Here is a 22,044-nt window from a genome sequence, read left to right on the forward strand (position 1 = left end):
ATTGCTCGTACTCATAACCGGTGGCTGCAAAAACGGAAAGTCATCCAAGGCCGAGAAAATGGCATATGAATTATCAAAAGGGCAGAATCTATATTATCTTGCAACTATGATTCCATCTGACACAGAAGATGAGGAAAGAATAAAAAAACATATTGGAAGCAGACAAAATATGCCCTTTACAACAATTGAAAAAGGTAGAGATGTCTTAGAGGCTACTGACCTTATCCCTGAAAATGCAACGGTTCTTTTAGATAGTCTGACAGCTCTTTTATCCAACGAGATGTTCAAAATATCCGAAAATGGTGATTTTAAATTTTGCGGGGATGCAGACCAAAAGGTATATAGTGACGTTTGCCATCTTGGAAGCCATATTACAAACCTTATTATTGTCAGCGATTATATTCAAAGCGATTTTGGTCAGTATGACGGTTATACAGACAGGTTCAGAGAAGGACTTGCATTTTTGGAATACAGGTTAAGTCTTGTTTCTGATAAAGCTATTGAAGTGGTGGCAGGGAAAGAAATGGATATTAAACAAAAAAATAATCCCGATAATGAAACTCAAAAAGAAAGAGTACTTGTAATTGGAGGAGCTTATCAGGGAAAAAGAAATTTTGTGACAAAAAAATTTGGAATCAGTCCAAAAGATATTTATGTTTGTGATGAGAATACTGCTGAAATTCCCAAAGGATACAGGTGCTATGAACATGTTGAGAAATATGTTTTATCCTGTGTAAAAAAAGATTCTGTTCCGGTACAGGAATTTGAAAAAGGAACGATTATAATTTTTGATGATATTTTTTGCGGAGTGGTACCAATTGATGAGCTTATAAGGCGCTATAGGGAAGCGGCAGGCAGATTTGTGCAGCAATTGGCAGATGGGGCGGATGTTTACAGAGTCTTTTGCGGGAGAGGAATCAAACTATGAATATTCTAAAGTCTGTTGCAATAGCATTTTCAATGTATTCCAGAATTCCCATGCCCTTATTTGAATGGAAAAAGGAAAATATGAAGTATAGTATATGCTTTTTTCCGTTTGTGGGGCTTGTTATTGCACTTATTATGTCCGGCGCTTATTTTCTTTTTGATGCATTCTTTGAAAGTATTCCATATGTAGCCAGAACTTTATTTATTTTGGTTGTTCCTATTATTATTTCAGGAGGTATACATTTAGACGGCTACATGGATACCTGCGATGCATTAAGCTCATTCAGGGATAGAGAAAAGAGGCTTGAAATCTTAAGCGATCCCCATATAGGAGCTTTTGCAGTAATAAGACTGCTGGTTTACGGATGTCTTTTTTTTGCTGCGGCTCTTTGTATTATCAGCTATGGTCTTAAGCCCGGTGTGTTTTTTTCCTGGACTCTTATTTTTTTCTTTTCCCGAATACTTTCAGGAATAGCAGTTGTCAGTTTTAAATGTGCTAAAAGTGAGGGTACGCTTTATACATTTGCAAACGGTGCCGAAAAAACAAAATGCAGAATTGCACTTGTAATCGAAGGTGTCATCTGTGTTTTCTTAATGATTTATTTTGGAAAAACAGCAGGATTATTTGAATCTCTTATTTCATTTATTGCGTTTATATATTATTATCATATGTCGGGAAAGAAATTTGGAGGGATAACGGGAGATCTTGCCGGTTTTTTTGTCTGCATCTGTGAATTGTGCGCAGGTATTGGATTTGTGGTGTATATGACTGTTTAAAACTGAAATTTTGCTAATGATTAGGTTTTGGTGAGGGATATAATGTGGGAATAATATACAGGGATGTGTTGGTTTCTTTTTTGATAGGGATATGTATTGATTATATTCTGGGTGATCCCAAATGGCTTTATCATCCTGTTCAGGCTATAGGAGCTCTGATTGTATTTTTGGAGAGAAGACTACTTAAACCCGGTGATTCTGACAGGATAAAAAGAGCTAAAGGAGCGATTCTTGCTTTAACAGTAATTTTGATAACCGGTATTATTACGTTTGTGATAAACTGGACTGCGTTCTATATAGACCGTTTAATTGGAATTACAGTAATGAGTATTTTGTCTGCTTTTACTATTGCAGGTAAAAGTCTCAAAGATGCTGCTATGGATGTATATGTTCCTTTGGCTGATGAGCCAAAGGATGTAGAGATGGCCAGAAAAGCAGTTTCAATGATAGTTGGCAGGGATACAAAAAGCCTTGATGAAGAAGGAATTATCAGGGCTACAGTTGAAACGGTAGCCGAAAATACTAATGATGGTGTGATCTGTCCAATGTTTTATCTGATTTTGGGAGGCCCCACGCTGGCTTTTATCTACAAGGCAGTCAGTACGATGGATTCAATGATAGGCTATAAAAACGATAAGTATAGTTATTTTGGAACAGCTGCCGCAAAAATGGATGATGTATTAGCATTTATTCCCGCCCGGATAAGCGCTGTTTTAATGATCTTTTCATCACTTCTTATGGGCTATGATCCGTTTGGTGCTTTCAGAATATGGAAAAGAGACAGATATAAGCATGAAAGTCCCAATTCAGCTCATTGCGAGAGTGTGGTGGCGGGAGCGCTTGGACTAAGACTTGCAGGTCCGACATCATACTTTGGAAAGGTTAAGGATAAACCATATATTGGAGATGATATCAAAAAGATTGATATAGAGGATATATTAAGGAGTATAAAACTTATGCAGTGTACTGCATTTATTTTTGCACTTATCTGTCTTTTTGTTTATCTTGGCAGCAGATAAAGAATAGAGGGAATTAAATGATTTTATTTTTTGATATTGATGGAACACTATGGGACTATAGAAACGTTATAAGAGAAAAGACGAGATTTGCAATAAGAAAAGCCAGAGAAAACGGACATAAATGCTTTATTAATACCGGAAGATCAAGGGGCTTTGTTACGAATAAAGAACTTTTGTCGATTGGTTTTGACGGAATTGTGTCTGCCTGTGGGACTATGGTGGAATATAACGGTGAAGTTATATTTAATCGACTTATTCCAAAAGAGGATGCAGTAAGGACTATAGAAACTGTTAGAAAACATGGCTTTCTTCCGATTTTGGAGGGACCAAAGTTTCTGTATATGGAAAAGTCAGATTTTGAAGGCGATATGTATGGCGAAAAAGTCATGCAGGAGATGGGAGAAAATTTAAGAGGGATCAGTGATAATTGGGGAAAATGGGAAATCAATAAACTTTCCTGTGCCACCAATGTATCTAAAGAAGAACGTAATGCATGCTTTAAAGAGCTTCTTGACACATACAGCTGCATAATTCATAGCGATTCTGTAGCAGAGATGGTTCCAAAGGGATTTGATAAAGGCACCGGTATAAGGAAAGTCTGTGAACTTTTAGGGGAGGATGTTAAGAATACATTTTCTTTTGGAGATAGTATCAATGACAAGGAAATGCTTATAGCTGCCGGATGCGGAGTTGCGATGGGTGGAACCTTTCATGACCTTTCGGATTATGCCGATTATATTACACTTCCGCTGGATGAAGACGGAATTTATCACGCTATGGAGCACTTTGAACTAATATAGGATTTGATATTTTGAGTTATATCGTTTATTATATTTAAGATATTCTCATAAGAAAGGGACAAATTATGTGCGGAATTGTTGGATTTATAGGAAAGCATCAGGCAGCTCCTATTTTGCTTGAAGGCCTTTCAAAATTGGAGTATAGAGGTTACGATTCAGCAGGAATTGCTGTTCGCGACGGTTCAAATAAAGCTGAGGTTGTTAAGGCAGTAGGCAGACTTAAAAACCTTGAAGAAAAAACAGATAATGGGCAGAGTGTTGTTGGATGCTGTGGTATCGGTCATACAAGATGGGCAACACATGGTGGTCCTTCACAGGTTAATGCCCATCCTCATGTTTCAGGAAATTGTAGCGGTTCAGCATCAGGTACTGTTGAGTCGGAAGTAGTCGGTGTACACAATGGTATTATTGAGAATTACCAGGAATTAAAGGAAAAGCTTTTAAAGAACGGATATGAATTTTATAGTGACACTGATACTGAAGTTGCTATAAAGCTTGTAGATTATTACTACAAAAAGTATAAGGTTGGACCGATTGATGCTCTTGCTAAGACTATGGTGAGAGTGCGTGGGTCATATGCTCTTGAGGTAATGTTTGCGGATTATCCGGATGAAATCTATGTTGCAAGAAAAGACAGCCCTATGATTATAGGTGTTGCAGGAGATGAGACATTTGTTGCTTCAGATGTCCCGGCCATTCTTAATCATACAAAGAATGTTTATTACATCGGTAACAATGAGATGGCAAGACTTCTTCCCGGAAAGGCTGAATTCTATGACCTTAACGGTGATTTGATTGAGAAGGAGATGGTAGAGATCAAGTTCTCTGCCGAGGCTGCTGAGAGAGGTGGATTTGAGCACTTCATGATGAAGGAAATCCATGAACAGCCAACTGCCATTAAGAATACAATAAATTCTCTTTTAACAAACGGCAAAGTAGATTTATCTAAGTTTGATATGGATGAAGAGACAATTAAGTCTATCTCTGCGATTACTATTGTTGCCTGCGGAAGTGCGTGGCATGTGGGAATGGCAGCGCAGTATGTTATTGAGGACATTGCAGGTATACCTGTAAGGGTTGAGCTTGCTTCTGAATTTAGATACAGAGGGCCTTTACTTGGTGAGAATCATCTTGTTATTGTTATTTCTCAGTCAGGTGAGACGGCTGATACATTGGCGGCTCTTCGTGAGGCAAAAGAAAGAGGAGTTAAGACTCTTGCAATTGTCAATGTGGTTGGATCTTCAATTGCCAGAGAAGCGGACTATGTGATTTATACAGTTGCAGGACCCGAGATATCTGTTGCAACAACCAAGGCATATAGCTGTCAGCTTGTGGTTTCTTATCTTCTTGCCCTTGAGTTTGCTTCTGTTCGCGGATGTATTGATGAGAAAACATATGATAATTACATTTCAGAAATCTCAAGGATTCCTGAATGTATTCAGAAGATTCTTGATGATAAAGAAAGACTTCAGTGGTTTGCTGCAAAGATTGCCAATTCAAAGGACATTTTCTTTATCGGAAGGGGAATTGACTATGCAATAGGTCTTGAGGGAAGCCTTAAGATGAAGGAAATATCATATATCCATTCTGAAGCTTATGCTGCAGGTGAGCTTAAGCACGGAACTATAAGCCTTATTGAGGATGGAACACTTGTAATAGGTATTCTTTGTCAGGATAATCTTTATGAGAAGACCATTTCTAATATGGTTGAGTGTAAGAGCAGAGGAGCTTATCTTATGGGGCTTGCTCCATATGGCAGATATGAGATAGAGGATACAGCAGACTTTGTAACATATGTACCCAAGATGGACAAACACTTTATCGGGTCACTTGCTGTAGTACCGCTTCAGTTATTGGGATATTATGTATCTGTTGCAAGAGGTCTTGATGTTGATAAGCCAAGAAACCTTGCAAAGAGTGTTACAGTAGAATAACGTGAACTAAAAAAATAAGCTTGAAACAAAACTTTAAAATCAGGTTTTGATTCAAGCTTATTTTGTATTCTTTGTTATCAATCGATGTTTTCGTGATACTTGTCGTAAATCTCGGTCAGATATGTTTTTACAATCTGAATATTGGCCATTTTGCGAAGCTCTGCATTGCCCATCATAACAGAAATCTCATCTGCAAGAAGGAGCATGTTGTAGATTGCAAGCTTAAACTCATCACGTGTAAGCTCATCTATGTTGATGCTCATAAGAGGTGAGCCAAGCTTCATGGTAATGTTTTCATCAGCAATTCCTGTTGACATCATATGAGTCTCGAGATCAAAGCTTACGTAAAGAATGAGATTTTCTTTTTCGTGTTTTTTCAGAGTTTCAGGATTTTGATGAGATGTTTCCATCCACTCATAGAGGTCTGCTTCATCAGGATTAAGAAGATATTTGGTGAGATCCTCTTTGTGCTTTTCAATGTATTGCATATATTTGCTGGCATTAGGACCGGTATAAGCAAGTTCTACCTTGACACCGTTATCGGTCTTTACTAATCTGCATTTGGTTGCAACTTCTTTAATCTTTAAAGATGTATCGGTATTGCTGACTATTTTAAATGTGCCGGTTTCAGCTTCCTGTCTAAATTCCATTTTATTCTCCTATTCATTGGTGCGTTTTAAATCAGTAGTTAGTATAGCATAAACCCACTAAAAATGATATACTATTAAGAGTTTTGTAGGGAGTAAAGGAATTATATGACACAACAGGCTAAGGGGAGAAAACAGTCTAAAAAATCCGGTACAAGGAGTTCTTCAAGAAGTAGGAACACTCGGAATGTGCGAAGGCAGGAAGAGGAGTTTGATTATTCACTTAAGAGTGAACTTATTGTAATTCTAGTTATAGCTCTGACGATTTTCCTATTTTTATGTAATTTTGGAATATGTGGAGATTTTGGTAATGCGGTAAGCTCCATTTTATTTGGACTTTTTGGCATAACAGCTTACGTGGCGCCGCTGGTTATACTTGGTGCTGTGGCAATCGGAATTGCCAATTTTGGCTCAAGTGCTTCAGTCAGAAAGATAGTATCCGGAGTAGTAATATTTTTTGTTATAGGTATTATTGCTGAACTTATTACCGGAAGGCCACAGACATTAACTAAATATGATATTGCATATATTTATAGTCAGGCCAGCACAGGAAAGAATGGTGGTGGCTTTTTTGCAGGCTCTTTGGCATATATTATCTATAAATATCTGTCTTTTGCCGGAACAGCGCTTCTTCTTTTGGTAATTGGAATTGCCAGCATAGTGGTGTTCACAGAGCAGTCTTTTGTAGGAGGGCTTAGAAAGGGCGGAAGAAAGATAATTGAACGCACAAAAGAAGATGCCGCAAATTATAGGGATTATGCTGAACGCCGCCGTGAAAAAATGGAGCATAGACGTGCTGAAATAGAGGAAGAAAGGCGCCTTGCTCTGGAGCAGAAAGAGGATGAAAAAATCCTGAGAATGGAAAAAAATGTTCGCGGAGTTATGCTTGAGACTGATCTTAAGGATGAGGATAATGAAAAAGAAGATAAATCCCCTGAGATCAGAGTTCATGATGAAACAGACATGACACCAAAGAACGTATTCATTCCCGATGAAGATGATTTTCATGATGATATTCATGAGATTACACTTAATAAGAACGATATCAGAACGGAAGTAGAACCTGATGGGCAGAGAGTGCTTGTCACAGACCCGGTTATACATGGCATGGGATTTGATGAAGATGCCATTGAGATCAATGAAGAAGCGGATATCAGAGAGGTTAATTATGAGCCTGTAACGGAGCATCTGATAAAAGCGGTATCTGAACATGAAGACGATAGTGAACAGGAATCGTTTGAAAATGTTAATTCAGGAAAACTTGTTGCAACACCTGCTCCTTGTGAGGATGAAGAGGATATACTCCCTGATGTTCCGATACATGCGGAGGATATTGGCAATGGCATGAACGGAGAATATTCAATACATGCTCAGGATCATATTTCGATGAGTAAAAATGCTTCTACCAGAATTGATTCATCTGCAGGAGGTTCAACGCACTCTGTTATAAATGCCCCCGGTCCTGTTACTACCAGTCCCGGAATGGAAAAACAGATTGAAGAACACAAGAAGTCAATTTCCAGGAAATATGTATTTCCACCGGTCTCTCTTTTGGAAAAAGGAACAAAGAATAAGAACTCAGATTCTGCAAGACAGCTAAAAGAAACAGCTTTAAAACTGCAGGAGACACTAAAGACATTTGGTGTAAACGTTACTGTTACCGATATCAGTCAGGGACCAGCAGTAACCAGATTTGAACTTCAACCCGAGGCGGGAGTCCGTGTCAATAAAATCGTTGGACTTGCTGATGATATAAAAATGAATCTTGCAGCCCGGGACATTCGTATTGAGGCACCTATCCCCGGAAAGGCTGCAGTTGGTATTGAGGTTCCCAACAAGGAAAATCAGGCTGTTGCTTTTAGAGATCTTATTGAGTCCAAAGAATATAAAGAGTTTTCTTCAAAGCTTGCTTTTGCAGTAGGTAAGGATATCGCAGGTAAGACCGTTGTTACTGATATAGCCAAGATGCCGCATCTTCTTATTGCAGGCGCAACAGGTTCCGGTAAATCGGTTTGTATCAATACCATAATTATGAGCCTTATTTATAAGGCAAAGCCTGAAGAAGTTCAGATGATAATGATTGATCCCAAAATTGTTGAACTTAGTGTTTACAATGGCATTCCCCATCTTATGATCCCTGTTGTGACGGATCCTAAGAAGGCTGCAGCAGCACTTAACTGGGCAGTTGCAGAAATGACAAACAGATATAAAAAATTTGCAGATTCCGGAGTAAGAGATCTTAAAGGATATAATAAAATTGCTGAAGGATGCACAGATGGAAGCATGTCTGTTATGCCTCAGATTGTGGTTATTGTAGATGAGCTTGCGGATCTTATGATGGTATCTGCCAATGAGGTTGAAGATGCGATATGCAGACTTACACAGCTTGCAAGAGCTGCGGGCATTCATCTGATTATTGCAACACAGAGACCTTCAGTTGACGTCATTACAGGACTTATTAAAGCTAATATGCCAAGCAGAGTTGCCTTTGCAGTTTCAAGTGGTGTGGATTCCAGAACCATTCTTGATATAAACGGAGCTGAAAAGCTTCTTGGAAAGGGTGATATGCTCTTTTATCCTCAAGGATATACTAAACCTGCAAGAGTGCAGGGAGCCTTTGTGTCCGATAAAGAGGTGCAGGCTGTTACGGACTTCCTAAGGAATCAGGGAATTGAGACAGGCTATGGTGATGAAATTGAAATGCAGATAAACAGTTTGCAGAGTCAGTCTGTTGGATCTAACGGAGCATCAGGCGATCCGTTCTCCGATAGAGATGAGTACTTCGCTGCGGCAGGCGAAATAATTATAGAAAAAGAAAAAGCTTCAATCGGAATGCTTCAAAGAGTATTCAAGATTGGTTTCAACAGAGCTGCAAGGATCATGGATCAGCTTTGTGAAGCCGGAGTTGTAGGCGACGAAGAAGGAACCAAGCCCAGAAAAGTACTTATGACAAAAGAACAGTTTGAAGAGTTATTAGGAGGAGAGTAATGGCTGTTAAAAGTGATATTGAAATCGCACAGGAAGCAAAAATGCTTCATATCAGGGATGTTGCTGCAAAACTGGGTGTTTTGGAGGATGACCTTGAGTATTATGGCAAGTATAAGGCTAAGCTGTCAGAAGAGTATTTGGCGAAGGTAAAGTCAAATAAAAAAGGCAAGCTTGTTCTTGTAACTGCTATCAACCCTACTCCGGCAGGCGAGGGAAAAACAACAACCAGCGTAGGACTTGGTGATGCTCTTAACAGATTGGGACACAAAACAGTAATTGCTCTCAGAGAGCCTTCACTTGGACCTTGTTTTGGTATAAAAGGTGGCGCTGCCGGCGGCGGATATGCCCAGGTTGTGCCAATGGAGGATTTAAATCTTCATTTTACCGGCGATTTTCATGCTATCACTTCTGCCAATAACCTTTTAGCAGCTCTTTTGGATAATCATATTCAGCAGGGCAATGAACTTGGAATTGATACAAGGCAGATAATATGGAAAAGAGCTGAAGATATGAATGACAGAGCTCTCAGAAATATTGTTGTTGGACTTGGTGCAAAGGCTGACGGAGTACCGAGAGAAGATCATTTTGTTATTACAGTTGCGTCTGAGATTATGGCTATTTTGTGCCTTGCAAGTGATATGGATGACCTTAAAAAGAGATTGGCTAAAATTATTGTAGCCTATAATTTTAAGGGAGAACCTGTTACAGCAGGTGATCTTCACGCTGTAGGCTCAATGGCAGCTCTTTTAAAAGATGCAATAAAGCCTAATCTTGTTCAAACACTTGAGCATACTCCTGTAATTGTTCATGGCGGCCCTTTTGCAAACATAGCTCACGGATGTAATTCTGTAAGAGCTACCAAGACAGCGCTTGGGCTTGCAGATATAACTGTTACCGAGGCAGGATTTGGAGCTGATCTTGGAGCAGAGAAGTTCCTTGATATTAAATGTCGTATTGCGGGCCTTAAACCTGATGCGGTTGTTCTTGTTGCAACTATCAGGGCTTTAAAATATAACGGCGGTGTACCCAAGGCTGAACTTGGTACGGAAAACCTTGATGCTCTTAAGAAGGGAATAGTCAACCTTGAGAAACATATTGAGAATATCCAGCAATACGGTGTTCCTGTAGTTGTTACTCTTAATTCTTTCCTTACTGATACAGAGGCAGAAACAGAATATGTAAAAGAGTTTTGTGAGGAAAGAGGATGTAAGTTTGCACTTTCGGAAGTATGGGCCAAAGGCGGAGAAGGCGGAGAAGCTCTTGCTAAAGAAGTTATTGATACTTTGAATACCAGACCGTCAAATTATGCTCCGCTTTACAGTGATGAGTTGTCTCTTAAAGAGAAAATTGAAACCGTTGCAAGAAAAATATATGGAGCGGACGGCGTTAATTTCACTCCGGCGGCACTTAAACAGCTTGCAAAGATTGAGGATATGGGCTTTAAGGAACTTCCTGTGTGTATGGCCAAAACACAGTATTCTCTTTCTGATGATCCAACACTTTTGGGAAGACCGACCAATTACAATATAACTGTAAGAGAAGCTTATGTTTCTGCAGGAGCAGGCTTTGTGGTTGCTCTTACAGGAGCAATCGTTACTATGCCGGGACTTCCTAAACATCCTGCAGCTTACGATATTGATGTTGATCTAAGCGGAAGAATAACAGGATTGTTCTGATAAAACGACTTGATAGTATTAACCTGAGTTTATATCTAAGAGAGGATCAAAATGGCAGCAAAAATTATTGATGGAAAGCTCATTTCAAGCCAAATCAAGGATGAGTTAAAAGAAAAAACGGCTCTTTTAAAAGAAAAGGGGATCACTGTAACTTTGGCAGTAATACTTGTTGGTGAAGACCCGGCATCACAGGTTTATGTACGAAATAAGAAAAGAGCCTGCGAGTATATTGGTTATAATTCACTATCTTATGAACTTCCTGCTGAAACATCTCAGGAGGAATTGCTTAAACTGATAGCTGAATTAAACAGCAGGAAAGATGTAGACGGAATTCTGGTACAGATGCCATTACCGGGGCATATTGATGAAAAAACAGTTATTGACGCTATTGATCCTTCAAAAGATGTGGATGGCTTTCATCCTATGAATGTCGGAGCATTGTGTATAGGTGAAAAGGGCTTTGTATCATGTACGCCTGCGGGAGTTATACAGCTTTTGAAACGTGGATGTGAGAATTTTGATATTGCCGGAAAAGAGTGTGTGATTGTTGGAAGATCCAATATTGTCGGTAAGCCTATGGCTCTTTTGATGCTAAGAGAGAATGCAACCGTTACAATTGCCCATTCTAAGACAAAGAATCTTGAAGAAGTATGTAAAAGAGCTGATATATTGATTGCTGCTGTCGGTAAGGCCGGTGTGATTACAGCAGATCATGTTAAAGATGGCGCTGTTGTTATTGATGTAGGTATAAATAGAAATGAAGAAGGTAAGCTTTGCGGTGATGTCAGATATGATGAAGTAGCTGGGAAAGCATACGCAATTACTCCGGTGCCGGGGGGAGTTGGACCTATGACAATAGCAATGCTTATGAACAACTGTTATGAAGCGGCTTTGATGCATATGAATCAATAAAGAGAAAGAACGCCTATGATTTGTCCTAAGTGTGGCAAAGAAATTCCTGAGGGACATTTGTACTGTGATGAATGTGGTACTGAAATAAATTTTGTCCCGGAATTTGAGCCGGAAGTAGAAAACAAAATAAAGGAAAGCCTGACAGGACTGGCAAATGAGCTTTCGAAAGATGAGAAGCTATGGCTTGAGAGAAAAAAGAAAGTAAAAGCTTTTTTTTCTTCTGTATGGGATAAAAGGATAATTATACTGACGGTTTTTACTTGCGTAGCTTTGATAACATGTCTTTTGATTACTTTTGCAGGCTATAACAGTAAGTCTGCAAGGTATTATCTAAGACTTGCTGCGGATGCCAAAAATTCAGGAAACATGGATCAGGCAATAGAGTATTTGATCCGGGGGAATAAAGAATATCCCGAAAATTCCGATATAATTTTCAGGTTGTCGGATTATTATCTGGAAGTCGGCAAAAACGCTGAAGCAGCTGACACTCTTAAGATAATTACGGCATCTGCTTCTTTTTCTGATGAAAAGAGGCTCTCAGCTTATGAAGGAATAATCTCTATTTACAGGCAGGAAGGGGAGTATCGGGCGATTACTTCTCTTTTGACGGAAGAAGATAATGAAGTTACAAGGTCACTTCGTGATAAATATATTCCGGAGGAGCCTGATATGATTCCTCTTTCAGGAACCTACGATGGCGTGATAAACATAGAGCTTAATGGTGCTGAAGGCTGTAGTATCTATTACACTGTTAATGGGGACGATCCGAATAATGGCAGTATTTTTTATGAAAATGCCATAGTATTGGACGAAGCCGGTGAATATGATATTAAAGCTGTATGTGTCAATGAGTATGGATTATACAGTGAAATTGTTCAGCAAAGTTATGTTGTTGAAGAGGGGGCTCCGGCTGCTCCCGAAATCATGGAACCAAGTGGCGAATATAACCAGAACACAATGATTGTAGCAGTTGCAGAAGCCGGTAGTACTATTTTTTATACAACAGACGGTTCTGATCCGACAGTTGAATCCAAACAGTATATATCGCCGATAACTATGCCTGTGGGAACTTCTGTATTTAAATTTATTGCATTTAATCAAGAAGGCGAGAGCAGTGAAATTGTTGAAAGGCAGTATCATCTGATTTACACCAGACTTGTTTCCACTGAACAGGCTGTTAACAGTATAGTGAGTACTTTGGTGCGTCTTGACATTCTTTTGGATTCTACAGGAAAAGTCAGAGGGCAGGATGGACATAACGAGTATATTTACGATTCGGTTATAGAGATACAGGGTGCCGGAGAATACTACGTGGTAATTGAAAATCATGTAGCCAATGACGGAACTGTAACGCCGACAGGGCTTATGTACGCTGTTAATACTCATGATGGTTCAGTTAACAGGTTGGGCTATGATTCAAGCGGAAAGTATACACTTATTACTATTTCTAACAGGTAGGCGTTTTAACACTTTACCAATTTAAATTACTAATTGCATTTTTTATTTGTTTATCTTATTATTTATGCTATGTATAGTTATTATAGGAGGAAGACTATGTTTAAGATTTTAGAGGCAAATGAGCTGGCTACAAATATCTTTCAAATGATAGTAGAGGCTCCGCGTGTGGCTGATGCATGTTTACCTGGTCAGTTTCTTATTATTCGTGTTGATGATGAAGGTGAGAGAATTCCTCTTACTATTTGCGATTACAACAGGGAAAAGGGTACTGTTGAAATAGTGGTTCAGGCTATAGGTGCAGAGACATATAAGCTTTCTAAACTTAAGGCCGGTGATGAACTTGCGGATGTGGTTGGTCCACTTGGAAAGCCATCTGATCTCTGCGAAATGAGCGTGGAAGAACTTAAGAAAAAGAAAATTGTCTTTATTGCCGGTGGAGTTGGAACAGCTCCTGTTTATCCTCAGGCGAAGTATCTTAAAGAACTTGGCGTTGATTGCGATGTTATTATCGGGGCAAAGACCAAAGATCTTGTTATTCTCGAGGATAGGTTTAAAGAGGTATGTAATCTTCACATTACTACTGATGATGGTTCATATGGAAGAAGCGGAATGGTAACAAAAGCACTTCAGGATCTTTGGGATGAAGGCAATAAATATGATCATTGTGTTGCAATTGGACCTATGATCATGATGAAGTTTGTATGTAAGCTCACACAGGAACTTGGAATTCCGACTGTTGTCAGTATGAATCCTATAATGGTTGACGGCACGGGGATGTGTGGTGCATGTCGTTTGACGGTAGGTGGAAAGGTTCAGTTTGCCTGCGTTGATGGTCCGGAATTTGATGGACATAAGGTTGATTTTGATCAGGCTATGAATCGTATGAAACTCTATAAAACTGAAGAGGGAAGACTTTTCCTTAAGGCTCAGGAAGGTGACACTCATCACGGCGGATGCGGAAACTGTGAATGATATGGATGATATAGGGACGAAAAGTCAGGCAATCCGTGTATCATATTAAAAAAGGAGATTTTGAAATGGATGGTTTTGTTAGAGTTCCTGTAAGAGAACAGGATGCAAAAGTGCGTGCTACCAATTTTGAGGAAGTATGCCTTGGATATAATAAAGAAGAAGCTGAAAAAGAAGCACTAAGATGCCTTAATTGCAAGAACCCGCAGTGTGTTCAGGGGTGTCCTGTGTCAATTGATATTCCGGGATTTATTTCTAAGGTTAAAACCGGGGATGTTGAGGGAGCTTATCAGACAATCAGTAAGTCCAGCGCTCTTCCTGCTGTCTGTGGGCGTGTTTGTCCTCAGGAAAGTCAGTGTGAAGGCAAGTGTATCAGAGGAATAAAGGGCGATGCTGTATCAATCGGAAAACTTGAGAGATATGTTGCTGATACTGCAAGAGAGCTTGGAATAAAGCCGGAAGGAGCAAAAGAAAAGAAAGGTAAAAAGGTTGCTGTTATCGGATCAGGCCCTTCAGGACTTACATGTGCCGGTGATCTTGCCAAGATGGGATATGATGTAACAATCTTTGAAGCCCTTCACGAGGCAGGTGGAGTTTTGGTTTATGGTATTCCTGAATTCCGTCTTCCAAAGACTGCCGTTGTTAAGAAAGAAATTGAAAACGTTAAGTCTCTTGGTGTAAAGCTTGAGACTGACGTTGTTATTGGAAAATCAGTAACAATAGATGAACTTATGGAGAAGGAAGGTTTTGAAGCTGTATTCATCGGTTCAGGAGCTGGACTTCCAAGATTTATGAACATCCCGGGTGAGCAGGCAATGGGTGTGTTCTCAGCCAATGAGTTCCTTACAAGAAGCAACCTCATGAAAGCATTTGATGAGAATTCAAGAACACCTATTATGAGACCTAAAAAATGTGTCGTTGTTGGTGGTGGTAACGTGGCAATGGATGCAGCCAGAACAGCACTTCGTCTCGGAGCAGAGGTTCATGTAGTATATCGTCGTGGTGAAGAAGAACTTCCTGCCAGAAAAGAGGAAGTTGGACACGCTAAAGAAGAAGGTATCATTTTTGACCTTCTTACAAATCCTGTTGAAATCCATGCTGATGAGAACGGATGGGTAAAGGGTATTACATGTATTCGTATGGAGCTTGGAGAACCTGATGAATCCGGAAGAAGGAGTCCTGTTGAAGTTCCGGGATCTGAATTTGAAATTGAGTGTGATGCGGTTATCATGTCACTTGGTACATCACCTAATCCGCTTATTTCATCAACAACTCAGGGACTTGAAGTTAATCGCAGAAAATGTATTGTTGCACAGGAAGATAATGGTCAGACTTCTAAACCGGGTGTTTTTGCAGGTGGTGATGCTGTAACAGGTGCAGCAACAGTAATACTTGCAATGGGTGCAGGTAAAGCCGCAGCCAAGGGCATCGACGAATATCTCTCCAAATAATATACTTTCTTGCGAGAGTCAAAATAAAATCCATTTTTACCCATAGCTTTGTCCAGAGCTCGGGTAGTATTCGCAAAGAGACAGTAAATTCAAAATAAGAGCCTCATTTCCTTTCATGCTTATTCAAAACAGAAAATGAGGCTCTTATTTTTTATTAACAGTCTCTATTGCTCATACTAAATCGCTCTATCCAAAGCTATGGGCAAAAATGGATTTTTCTATTTACTGCTAAGATAGAACTATTTAAAGCAGAATAGCAGATGTTGTGGAAGTTTAGAGATAGTTATGTGAACGATTTATTTTGAAATGATGATAAATGGATATAAATAAACCCACAAAAGACTTGTGCTCTGAATAAGCATGAAACAAGGCTTTTGTGGGTGTTTTATGTCCAATTTATCACATTGAAAAATACCGGAGTGAACATAACTATCTCTAAACTTCCACATCATCTGCGGTCGTTTACAAGAAAGTATAGATTCCGAATAGGTTGGGAAGATTGGCGTTTTATGTTATAATTGTATGGATTGCGGATTGGAGAATAATTATGGATAGAAATGAAAAAATCAAGATTGCGATTACTTCAGGAATTGTTGCTGTAATACTACTTCTTTTGGTGCTTTTTATAGCATTGTCAGGGAAAAAAGAAAGTGATGAAAAACTGCTGAATGATAATATAAATGAGTATGCAAGTGTAGAATCTTCCGGAGATTTAAATGCATCTTCCGGGAATCTTGTATCAGCAGAAGCTTCAAGCAGTAACAGCATAGATGAAGCGGTTACGGATGAAAGTAGTGATGATAGCAGTAAAGAAAGTACTTTAGAAAGTACAGCAGGGTCTTTGGATATTTCAGGAAACAGTCTTTATACTACAAAGGCTGCTGTACTTAAAAATGTATATAATGGACTGGCTATCGATATAAATGCGCAGCTTCAGGAAATGTATACATATTGGTCCGATAACAACACGGAAGCTGTCAGAGATTTGGCTCACCTTGAGAGATTCGAGGCTATGTCATATAAGCTTTCAGGTACTAATGATTTTTATTACTATGGAGAAACCAATTCTTCAGGACAGCCTGAAGGTACAGGACTGGCAGTATATGGGGATGATCAGTACTATTTTGGACAGTGGAAAAATGGAAAGAGAAGCGGTACCGGAACATGGATTAATTTTTATCCGGAATATAGTAATTATGTTGTAACGGAGCATTTGTACACCGGCGAGTGGGTTGAAGATCTTCCATGTGGTGAAGGCCAGGAGCATTATGACTATAATCTTGAAAAAATGAATGGGGATGATTACTACGTTCAAAATGCAATTGGAACTTTCGATAAAGCGCTTTATAACGGTAGCATGTATATTATTCTCATAGATAGAGATGGTAATATAAGTGAATGGTCAGGTAACTGTGAGCAGGGAACATGGAAGCAGGTTGTAAATACACATCTTGATAAAGATGGAAAGATTCCTGTTTTACAGAACAATGAAGACGAAAAAGACTTTATTTATATGACAGAAGAAGGAACAAAAGACAATCTGATCACCGGAATAATTACAGGTGGGAAAAAGGTAAATTAAAAGTATTGATTAAGATATCTATTATTTGTGTCGGAAAAATAAAAGAGAAATACTGGAATGACGCTATTGCAGAGTATTCCAAAAGGTTATCAAGATATTGCAGGTTAAGCATTATCGAAGTAGCCGATGAAAAAACTCCTGATAATGCGCCGGCTGCAATAGAAGAGCAAATCAAGGAAAAAGAAGGCAAAAGAATCCTAAAGAATATTGATCAGGGAGCTTTTGTTTGTGCACTGGCCATAAATGGCAGGAAGTTCACATCCGAAAGTTTCTCTGAATTTTTAAACGAGCAGGGAATAAAAGGAATTAGTCATATTCAGTTTATTATTGGTGGATCTTTAGGTCTTCATAAAAGCGTTCTTGATTGTGCAGATGAGTATATCAGTTTTTCGGATATGACATTCCCACATCAGATGATGAGAGTGATTTTATTGGAACAGATATATAGGGGATACAAAATTATAAGCGGGGAACCGTATCATAAATAATTAACGTAATTTGGGGAAGTTTATATGAGTGAAATAACAGAACTTAGGCTCTCGCTTACTGCAGAAGATGAGAGAGGAATATTTGGGGAAAATGACAGCTATATCCGCAAGATTGAGGACAGTTTTAGAGTTGAGATCATAGATCGAAACGGTGAGCTTCATATTATCGGTGATAAAGATGGCGCGGATAAAGCAGCCAGCATAATAAGAGAACTTGTTCAGCTCTATAGAAGGGGCGGTGGAATTGAGGAACAGTCAATCAATTATGCTATCAATTTAAAAGAAGAGGAAAAATTATCCAAGGCTTATAAAAACGAAAATGTGCTGGTAGACATTGATAAGGATGTAATATGTCATACTATATCCGGTAAACCGATTAAACCAAAGACACTGGGACAAAAAAAATACATAGATGCAATCAGGAATAAAATGATTGTATTTGGTCTTGGACCTGCCGGAACAGGAAAAACTTATCTTGCAATGGCTATGGCTATTACAGCTTTTCAAAGGGAAGAGGTAAGCCGCATTATTTTGACCAGACCAGCGATTGAGGCCGGAGAAAAACTTGGTTTTTTGCCGGGAGATCTTCAGAGCAAAGTGGATCCATATTTAAGACCTTTATATGATGCGCTTTATCAGATAATGGGTACAGAAAATTTTATCAAGAATATGGAAAAAGGATTAATTGAGGTAGCTCCGCTTGCTTACATGAGAGGAAGGACTTTGGACAATGCTTTTATTATTCTTGACGAAGCCCAGAATACTACTCCTGCTCAGATGAAAATGTTTCTTACAAGAATTGGTTTTGGTTCTAAGGTTATTATTACCGGTGATGCCAGTCAGAAGGATTTATCGCCTGATGTAAAGTCCGGTCTTGACGTGGCTCAAAGCGTACTTAAGGGAATAGACGACATTGAGTTTTGCACTTTGACAAGTAATGATGTTGTAAGACATCCTCTTGTCCAGAAAATTGTAAAAGCATATGAGGATTATGAGAAAAAAGCTTTAAACAAGCAGAAAGTCAAGTCAATTAAAAAACTGGAAAAGGCGCACAGGTAATGGATAAAAAAGGGCTATCCTTTGATAAAATAAAAATTTTATATGCAGTACTTTTTTTGGTTACCGGTATAGGAGTCGGGGGATTTTCTTTTGTTCTTGGAAAGAGCTATGAAGCAATACTACGAAATATAGTTGTTGCTTTCATTATTTCAGGAACAATTATTTTTATGCTTTTAGATGCATCATCGAGAGGAAAAGAGGGCTTTTCTTATGATAACTATGAAAAAAGAAACAGATTCATAGTTGTCTATATTGTTTTTTTGGTGCTTTCATGTGTTTTTTCTTTAATTCCCAATCAATTTTGGCCATATTTGTCTATATTTGTAATACTTGCTCTTTTTTCAAACAGTGAGATAGGTATGATATCAGGAACATGCTTTGTTATGTTATCTGTAATGCTAGAGGAAAATGGAAGTCTGGGTGAACTTTTTATGTATGTGCTTGCAGGTGCCGTAGCAATTTCGATGTTCAGAGACCTTAAGGAAGATACTAAAATTGCATTTCCTACTTTTATTTCTTTGATGATGCAGGCTGTTTTACTCGTTGCATTTAATGTGTTGTTCTTAAACAGAACTTTGGGAATAAAAATCCTGATTTTACCAATTCTTAATGTGATGCTTAATCTTCTTATTCTGTTGATTTTTCTGAATATGTTTGGTGTTTATGTCATCAGAAAATCAAATGATATGTATATGGAGATAAATGACGCTGAGTTTTCACTTTTAAAGGAACTTAAGGATAAGAATCAGGATGAATACTTCCTGGCGATACATACGGCGTATCTGGCTGAGAGAATTGCTATGGGACTTGGATTTAATGCAAGGGCTGTAAAAACCTGTTCATATTATCATAGGATTGGTATTATAGATGGCAAGATGGATTGGGATGATGTTTCCCACTATTATTCAGAGAATAATTTTCCGCTGGAGGCAATTGACTTTCTCAAGGAATATATGGTTCCTTCAAAGTCTGTGCCCAGATCCAAAGAATCATTGACAGTTCAGTTATCAGAGACAGTTATATCTTCGATAATGTATCTTTTGAAAAAAGATCCAAACGCCAATATAAACTATGATCAGCTGATAGACGGGATAATCGACAAAAGAATTGATAATGGTGAATTGAATGAGTATGAGGTGACATTTAGAGAACTTCATGAAATGAGAAAAATCCTAAAAAAGGAGAAGTTATACTATGGTTTTTTACGTAGATAATGAAGTAGAAGCTGAGTTTGATTTTGATATAGAGCAGGTGGCAACTTTGGTTGCTTCTAAAGTTTTAGAGAAAGAAAATTGTGGTCACGAGGTTGAAATAAGTCTTATTATTACTAATGATGAAGGCATTAGGGAAATGAACAATGAGTTTAGAGAAATAGACAGACCAACTGATGTACTATCTTTTCCTAATGTCAGTTACGATACCCCCGGTGATTTTTCTGTTATTGATGGTAAGCAGCAGATTGATCTTTTAAATCCTGATTCCGGTAACATTATGTTTGGGGACATTGTTATCAATGAGAATAGGGTAAGAGAGCAGGCTAAAGAGTATGGTCATAGCGAAAAAAGAGAATTTGCGTTTTTAGTTGCTCATAGCATGCTTCATTTATGCGGCTATGATCATATGGAGGAGAATGAAGCCAAGGTGATGGAAAAAAAGCAAAGTGATGTACTTGAGGAACTGGGTATTACCAGAGGCTAGTTTTAGGGAGCAGAAGTATGAAACAGTATTTTGAGGAAAAAAGAATCAGACCGGATATAATAACCTCCATGTTTTTTGTATCTGTTTTGATAATGATGCTATATGAGATAATTACCTTGCGAATATATGGCGATAAAGGAGCAGGTTTTGTAGCCGGACCTATTGCTGTTTTTTATATTCTATATCTTTCTTTTGTTCTGGCTGTACAGAAGTCCGTTTGGATAATGGTAAGACTGCGGGCCAGAAGATCGCAGTATTTAAATGCAGAAGCCAACATGGTGCGTTCTTTTCGGATTTTTGCAATCGCAGGAGTGCTGACCTTTATTGTGCTGGTTTTAAGTAGTTTCTTTTGCTCTGAATATTTGTTTGGATCTTCGAGATCATGGTTCCATTGCATAATAGTTGCTGTTTGTGCAATTTTTTTATCCATTCAGGGTGTTTTAAGAGGCTACCTTCAGGGGATTGGATACACAAAGCCGATTGTAATTTCAGATATTCTGATCGCGTTATTTTCTTTTGTTAGCGGAACCATTATTTCTGCAATACTGTATAACTACGGACTTAAGGTGAATAATCTGTTCCATATCAGTGAGCTTAGCAGTGTATATGGTTCAACCGGAATGATGATAGGAATTCTGATTGGAGTTATTGCAGGATTTATTCAGATAGTAGTTAGTTTCACACTTAGAAAAAATGAGATAAAAGAGTTTGTTAAACAAGGTGCACCGAGGTATTTGGATAATAAGAATGATGTGCTTGTTACAGTCAGATCGATTGTTCTTTTATACATCACTCCGGCGCTTGTAATCCTTTTTGATATTGTCTTTTATGTAATCCATCAAAAGAATCTGGGAACAGAGAATGACTTTGTGCTTAATTACGGAGTTTATACAGGTCGGGTTTTGAGCCTTATATCTATACTGATCATTCTTTGTATTATTCCTTTTGTAAAAACCTGGAACAGGGTAATGGCTCGTATTGAAAGGGATGAGCTGACCGGTGCAAAAGACAGACTTCGCATGCTTTCGCATAGCTTTTTTGCCTTGTCTTTACCTGTTGCTGTATTTACTTTTGTAATGGCAAAGACTATTGAGATTGCAGTCTTTGGTAAGAACAATGATCTGTCTAATTATCTGATCGAAATTGGAAGTCTTTTGATTGTTTTAGCGCCTATTGCCGTATTTTTTTCATGGCTGTTAAATCATATGGGAAAGGCTGTGCTGGCACTTGTTTCAATACTCCTTTCCTGGGCTCTTCATGTGGCTATGATGGTTGTTTTTGTAGTGGTTGCAGGAATTGGGGTATATGGTATTTTGATATCATTACTTTTAGCTTTTGCATTATATGATGTTTTATGTTTTTTGCTTTTGGGTAAAATGCTCAAATACAGACAAAAGCTTATAAGATCTGTCGGAGTTCCGCTTCTTTGTTCTGCTATTTCAGGACTTTTGGCATTTATTATAAATGTAATATTCCTCAATCTCATAGGAGATATACTTACATTGATCATAGCGCTGATTCTATATTATGTGCTTTATATGGTGCTCATGATCATTTTGAGAGGAATTACCGCAAAGGAAATAGCAAGTGTTCCATTGGGAAAAGTGTTTATGATGCTTGCAGGTAATTTGGGAAGAACAGGTAGCTTAGAGGATTAAA

At 38.5% G+C, this 22,044-nt stretch carries 18 protein-coding genes; 17 read left to right on the forward strand and 1 reads right to left on the reverse strand.

What is annotated here, in order from left to right:
- Window position 1: 1 nt before the first annotated feature.
- The 5 genes from J6O61_RS08265 (at window position 2) to glmS (ending at window position 5,457) form a co-directional block, all read left to right on the forward strand.
- Window positions 2-928 carry a bifunctional adenosylcobinamide kinase/adenosylcobinamide-phosphate guanylyltransferase gene (locus J6O61_RS08265; RefSeq protein WP_292211820.1) on the forward strand — a complete coding sequence of 309 codons (927 nt, stop codon included), beginning with the start codon at window positions 2-4 and terminating at the stop codon, window positions 926-928.
- Window positions 925-1,704, forward strand: a complete 780-nt coding sequence (locus J6O61_RS08270) for an adenosylcobinamide-GDP ribazoletransferase (protein WP_292211821.1) — start codon at window positions 925-927, stop codon at window positions 1,702-1,704. Before J6O61_RS08265 ends, J6O61_RS08270 begins: the two co-directional genes overlap by 4 nt.
- Before the next feature lie 44 nt (window positions 1,705-1,748).
- Window positions 1,749-2,723: an adenosylcobinamide-phosphate synthase CbiB gene (cbiB, locus tag J6O61_RS08275; RefSeq protein ID WP_292211822.1), complete on the forward strand. Its 975-nt coding sequence runs from the start codon at window positions 1,749-1,751 to the stop codon at window positions 2,721-2,723.
- 17 nt (window positions 2,724-2,740) lie between these two features.
- Window positions 2,741-3,523, forward strand: coding sequence for an HAD-IIB family hydrolase (locus tag J6O61_RS08280; protein ID WP_292211824.1), 783 nt, complete (start codon window positions 2,741-2,743; stop codon window positions 3,521-3,523).
- A gap of 65 nt (window positions 3,524-3,588) precedes the next feature.
- On the forward strand, window positions 3,589-5,457 hold the full coding sequence (glmS, locus tag J6O61_RS08285; protein ID WP_292211826.1) for a glutamine--fructose-6-phosphate transaminase (isomerizing): 1,869 nt from the start codon (window positions 3,589-3,591) through the stop codon (window positions 5,455-5,457).
- 77 nt (window positions 5,458-5,534) lie between these two features.
- Here glmS and J6O61_RS08290 read toward each other — a convergent pair whose 3' ends face one another.
- The gene (locus J6O61_RS08290; protein ID WP_292211828.1) at window positions 5,535-6,107 is read right to left on the reverse strand and encodes a hypothetical protein; all 573 of its coding nucleotides are present in this window, start codon (window positions 6,105-6,107) and stop codon (window positions 5,535-5,537) included.
- Between the two features lie 105 nt (window positions 6,108-6,212).
- On the opposite strand from J6O61_RS08290, the gene J6O61_RS08295 reads away from it, so the two are divergent.
- From J6O61_RS08295 to J6O61_RS08350, 12 genes are all read left to right on the forward strand, one after another.
- The gene (locus J6O61_RS08295) at window positions 6,213-9,092 is read left to right on the forward strand and encodes an FtsK/SpoIIIE family DNA translocase (protein ID WP_292211831.1); all 2,880 of its coding nucleotides are present in this window, start codon (window positions 6,213-6,215) and stop codon (window positions 9,090-9,092) included.
- On the forward strand, window positions 9,092-10,768 hold the full coding sequence (locus tag J6O61_RS08300) for a formate--tetrahydrofolate ligase (protein WP_292211833.1): 1,677 nt from the start codon (window positions 9,092-9,094) through the stop codon (window positions 10,766-10,768). The genes J6O61_RS08295 and J6O61_RS08300 overlap by 1 nt, the downstream gene beginning before the upstream one ends.
- A gap of 51 nt (window positions 10,769-10,819) precedes the next feature.
- The gene (folD, locus tag J6O61_RS08305; protein ID WP_292211835.1) at window positions 10,820-11,680 is read left to right on the forward strand and encodes a bifunctional methylenetetrahydrofolate dehydrogenase/methenyltetrahydrofolate cyclohydrolase FolD; all 861 of its coding nucleotides are present in this window, start codon (window positions 10,820-10,822) and stop codon (window positions 11,678-11,680) included.
- A 15-nt stretch (window positions 11,681-11,695) separates the two neighbouring features.
- The gene (locus tag J6O61_RS08310) at window positions 11,696-13,138 is read left to right on the forward strand and encodes a chitobiase/beta-hexosaminidase C-terminal domain-containing protein (RefSeq protein WP_292211838.1); all 1,443 of its coding nucleotides are present in this window, start codon (window positions 11,696-11,698) and stop codon (window positions 13,136-13,138) included.
- A 96-nt stretch (window positions 13,139-13,234) separates the two neighbouring features.
- Window positions 13,235-14,110: a sulfide/dihydroorotate dehydrogenase-like FAD/NAD-binding protein gene (locus tag J6O61_RS08315; protein ID WP_292211840.1), complete on the forward strand. Its 876-nt coding sequence runs from the start codon at window positions 13,235-13,237 to the stop codon at window positions 14,108-14,110.
- 65 nt (window positions 14,111-14,175) lie between these two features.
- Window positions 14,176-15,558: an NADPH-dependent glutamate synthase gene (gene gltA / locus J6O61_RS08320; RefSeq protein WP_292211841.1), complete on the forward strand. Its 1,383-nt coding sequence runs from the start codon at window positions 14,176-14,178 to the stop codon at window positions 15,556-15,558.
- A gap of 547 nt (window positions 15,559-16,105) precedes the next feature.
- A complete protein-coding gene (locus J6O61_RS08325) occupies window positions 16,106-17,140 on the forward strand; it encodes a hypothetical protein (protein WP_292211843.1) in 1,035 nt (344 codons plus the stop codon).
- 8 nt (window positions 17,141-17,148) lie between these two features.
- Entirely contained in the window at window positions 17,149-17,628 is a 480-nt protein-coding gene (gene rlmH / locus J6O61_RS08330; RefSeq protein ID WP_292211901.1) for a 23S rRNA (pseudouridine(1915)-N(3))-methyltransferase RlmH, read from the forward strand.
- A 24-nt stretch (window positions 17,629-17,652) separates the two neighbouring features.
- Complete coding sequence (locus tag J6O61_RS08335; protein WP_292211846.1) at window positions 17,653-18,687, forward strand: PhoH family protein; 1,035 nt, start codon at window positions 17,653-17,655, stop codon at window positions 18,685-18,687.
- Window positions 18,687-19,901: a hypothetical protein gene (locus J6O61_RS08340; protein ID WP_292211849.1), complete on the forward strand. Its 1,215-nt coding sequence runs from the start codon at window positions 18,687-18,689 to the stop codon at window positions 19,899-19,901. The genes J6O61_RS08335 and J6O61_RS08340 overlap by 1 nt, the downstream gene beginning before the upstream one ends.
- Window positions 19,882-20,385 carry an rRNA maturation RNase YbeY gene (gene ybeY, locus J6O61_RS08345; protein ID WP_292211852.1) on the forward strand — a complete coding sequence of 168 codons (504 nt, stop codon included), beginning with the start codon at window positions 19,882-19,884 and terminating at the stop codon, window positions 20,383-20,385. Before J6O61_RS08340 ends, ybeY begins: the two co-directional genes overlap by 20 nt.
- A 17-nt stretch (window positions 20,386-20,402) precedes the next feature.
- The gene (locus J6O61_RS08350) at window positions 20,403-22,043 is read left to right on the forward strand and encodes a polysaccharide biosynthesis C-terminal domain-containing protein (protein ID WP_292211855.1); all 1,641 of its coding nucleotides are present in this window, start codon (window positions 20,403-20,405) and stop codon (window positions 22,041-22,043) included.
- Window position 22,044 lies beyond the last annotated feature (1 nt).

It is taken from the genome of Butyrivibrio sp. (assembly GCF_017635265.1).
Lineage (GTDB): Bacteria > Bacillota > Clostridia > Lachnospirales > Lachnospiraceae > Butyrivibrio.

Excerpts from the sequence above, each read along its gene's own strand:
- J6O61_RS08270 (WP_292211821.1), top strand. The coding sequence starts at position 925 with ATGAATATTCTAAAGTCTGTTGCAATAGCATTTTCAATGTATTCCAGA.
- J6O61_RS08280 (WP_292211824.1), top strand. The coding sequence starts at position 2,741 with ATGATTTTATTTTTTGATATTGATGGAACACTATGGGACTATAGAAAC.
- glmS (WP_292211826.1), top strand. The coding sequence starts at position 3,589 with ATGTGCGGAATTGTTGGATTTATAGGAAAGCATCAGGCAGCTCCTATT.
- J6O61_RS08290 (WP_292211828.1), bottom strand. The coding sequence starts at position 6,107 with ATGGAATTTAGACAGGAAGCTGAAACCGGCACATTTAAAATAGTCAGC.
- J6O61_RS08295 (WP_292211831.1), top strand. The coding sequence starts at position 6,213 with ATGACACAACAGGCTAAGGGGAGAAAACAGTCTAAAAAATCCGGTACA.
- J6O61_RS08300 (WP_292211833.1), top strand. The coding sequence starts at position 9,092 with ATGGCTGTTAAAAGTGATATTGAAATCGCACAGGAAGCAAAAATGCTT.
- folD (WP_292211835.1), top strand. The coding sequence starts at position 10,820 with ATGGCAGCAAAAATTATTGATGGAAAGCTCATTTCAAGCCAAATCAAG.
- J6O61_RS08310 (WP_292211838.1), top strand. The coding sequence starts at position 11,696 with ATGATTTGTCCTAAGTGTGGCAAAGAAATTCCTGAGGGACATTTGTAC.
- J6O61_RS08315 (WP_292211840.1), top strand. The coding sequence starts at position 13,235 with ATGTTTAAGATTTTAGAGGCAAATGAGCTGGCTACAAATATCTTTCAA.
- gltA (WP_292211841.1), top strand. The coding sequence starts at position 14,176 with ATGGATGGTTTTGTTAGAGTTCCTGTAAGAGAACAGGATGCAAAAGTG.
- J6O61_RS08325 (WP_292211843.1), top strand. The coding sequence starts at position 16,106 with ATGGATAGAAATGAAAAAATCAAGATTGCGATTACTTCAGGAATTGTT.
- J6O61_RS08335 (WP_292211846.1), top strand. The coding sequence starts at position 17,653 with ATGAGTGAAATAACAGAACTTAGGCTCTCGCTTACTGCAGAAGATGAG.
- J6O61_RS08340 (WP_292211849.1), top strand. The coding sequence starts at position 18,687 with ATGGATAAAAAAGGGCTATCCTTTGATAAAATAAAAATTTTATATGCA.
- ybeY (WP_292211852.1), top strand. The coding sequence starts at position 19,882 with ATGGTTTTTTACGTAGATAATGAAGTAGAAGCTGAGTTTGATTTTGAT.
- J6O61_RS08350 (WP_292211855.1), top strand. The coding sequence starts at position 20,403 with ATGAAACAGTATTTTGAGGAAAAAAGAATCAGACCGGATATAATAACC.